Origin of the sequence: Streptomyces sp. NRRL S-118, assembly GCF_000716335.1 — a bacterium.
GTDB lineage: Bacteria > Actinomycetota > Actinomycetes > Streptomycetales > Streptomycetaceae > Streptomyces.
The window spans coordinates 1-2,378 of sequence record NZ_KL591041.1; the positions used below are offsets into that span (position 1 = coordinate 1).

The 2,378-nt window shown below is 72.0% G+C and carries 2 protein-coding genes; both read right to left on the reverse strand.

All coding sequences use genetic code 11. From position 1 onward, the window contains the following. Positions 1–167 precede the first annotated feature (167 nt). On the reverse strand, positions 168–1,280 hold the full coding sequence (locus tag IH00_RS0135350; RefSeq protein ID WP_234335094.1) for a hypothetical protein: 1,113 nt from the start codon (positions 1,278–1,280) through the stop codon (positions 168–170). A gap of 457 nt (positions 1,281–1,737) precedes the next feature. After that, positions 1,738–2,346, reverse strand: coding sequence for an AAA family ATPase (locus IH00_RS39250; RefSeq protein ID WP_052411894.1), 609 nt, complete (start codon positions 2,344–2,346; stop codon positions 1,738–1,740). Positions 2,347–2,378: the final 32 nt, after the last annotated feature.

Consider the following 2,378-nt stretch of genomic DNA (forward strand, 5'->3'; position numbering starts at 1 on the left):
CGTGATCATTCACAGCACAAGATCCACTTTTGACACACGGCCTAGGGCACGCCTACTTTCGCGAGTGGGGCCGCCGGGCCCACGGGCTGCACGTGGCTTTCAGCGACGTCGAGTTCGCCGAATTCTCGATCGGCTGAGCCTGCCTCATCCGGCGCCCGCGTCAGGGGTCAGGGGCGCGAGGGTTTGGCGCGCCGGGCTGGTACCGCTTCGTACCTCTCCGCTTCCTGCCGCTCGCGCCAGTCCCACTCCACACGGCCGACTGGGCCTTGGCGGCGGGCCGCGGGCGGCTGGGGCGGGCGAAGTCTGGCCGTCTCCGCCACGCGCAGCAGATGCCTGCGGTCTCCTGGCGCGGCGAGCAGCTCCTGGTCCTCGCCGGAGACGAGCCGGGTGAAGCAGGCCGCGGCCCGCAGGAAGATGCCCGCCCAGGGCGGTACGGGGTGGGCGGCGCAGCCATCGGTGTAGCGGGCGCGGTCGTGCAGGGCGAGCGTGGCCGCAGCGTCGTCGTAGTCGCAGGGACGTACGGTAGCGAGCTGCTGGAGGGAGCCGCCGGTGAACAGCGCGGCGGCGACGGCCGCGGCCGGGCGAGGATGTGCGGTCGCTGCGTGCAGCCGGCGGGCGACTCGCTGCGCGGTGAGCGCGGTGAGAGGCACGGGCGGTGGGCGGTGCCGCCAGATAATCGGGGGCGGGGTGCACGGGGCGGCGCAGGGGCGGGGGCTGTCGCAGGAGATGAGGCGGTCCAGTGCGGGCAGGGTGAGCCACCGACCGGCCGGCGCGGCGGGCTCGTCTGCGGGCGGGGGTTCCGCGGTAGGCGTGCCGTAGTAGTGGCGGCGGGCTGCCTCGATGTCGGCGGTGACGGAGTAGTCGGCCGTCCGCAGGGCCTGGTGCAGAGCGGCGGGAAGAAGTGGACGGTGGCAGACCAGGGTCAGGTGGATACCGGTGAGGGCCTGTAGCTGTAGAAGGCGCATCGCGCGACGGGCGGTAAGGCGGTGGGCGCGCAGGACGGTCAGCCGGGTGATGGGCAGGGCGGTCATCCATGCGGCGGCGGCTTCCCAGGCGGGCTGACGGCCGGCAGGGAAGCGGCCCGGGAGCAGGGGCGGTTTTCCCAGGGCAGCGAGAAGGTCGTGGGCGAGGCCGGTTTCGCTGGTGGTGCCGGGGCCGGGGTGCAGGGTGATCCGGCCGGACGGCGGATGGTGGGCGGCCAGGGCGGTGTGCGTGTGCAGCACGTCGTCGTGACGGTCGAGAACCACGGTGACGGACGGCGGCGGCACGGTGAACGGCATGGCGGGGGTGGTCAGGCGAGGCGACTGAAGGCCCAGCGCAGCAGCTCCCGGTCGACGCGGGGACGGCCGGTGCGTGCCAGTGCGGTACGGGTGTGGGCGGTCAGCTGGGCCCAGGCGCGGAAGTTGCCGTGCGCGGCGTGCTGGTCGGCGAAGGCGATGTCGTCGGGGTCAGCGTCGGCCCAGACCGGGTGGAACAGCGGATCACCTCGAGGACCTCGTCGGGTGTGAGGCGGGTGAACTGCTGCCAGATGAAGATGCGGGAGGAGAGCATCGGTTCGCGGCGCAGCACGGTGTGGCAGCCCGCACCACCCACGTCCTGGCAAACGCCTGAGCGCACTGCACCTGGAACACCCACGGATCCGCCCCAGCATCCGGGCCGCACAGCCCGCCCGCGACCAGACGTAACCGACCCCGCTCCCCCACACCCATCCCTGTAACACCCCGGCCCACTCGTCAGTTAAGGCAGCACCTGAACAACTGAACCGCCACCGACAAACCAACGACCCACCCAAGAAAAAGCAACTTCCACCAACAAAACAACCAGCTCATCCACACGCGGCGGCGTCAGCCGCTGGGCGTCATCGATGAACAGCACACCAGGCTCAGCCAGTGCCCGCATCAGAGCCCGGCTGGCCGGCCCCGCCCGGTGCGGTAACGCCCCCGACTGCAGCCCGAGCGCTTCACACAGCGAGGCCCGCAGCTGCGGCAGACCGGGCGCCACGTCGGCCACCGCCCGCCACACCGGCACCCGGCCGGGCAGAAGATGCAACGCCTGCTCGACGGCGACTGTCTTCCCCAGGCCCGTGTCCCCGTACACGCAGCACATCCCGCGCGCCGCGACCGTATGTCCCACAGCCTCCACCACGGCGGCCACCTGCCGGGTCGACACCAGACGCGCTCCGGGCACGTACAACCGCACACCACCGCCCCGCACCCCCGCATCCGCAGCGCCCTCCGGCACCGGCAGGTCAGCGGGCGGCCCGTCGACAACAAACGGACCACCCTGCCCGTCCACCAGCCCCAAATCCGCCAGCGCCCGGTCATATCGGCTCGGCTCCAGCCCCACCGGGCCCCTGCCGGACGAGCTACTTCAAGAAC

Coding starts and splice junctions, on each gene's coding strand:
- IH00_RS0135350 (WP_234335094.1), bottom strand. CDS start 1,280: ATGCCGTTCACCGTGCCGCCGCCGTCCGTCACCGTGGTTCTCGACCGT.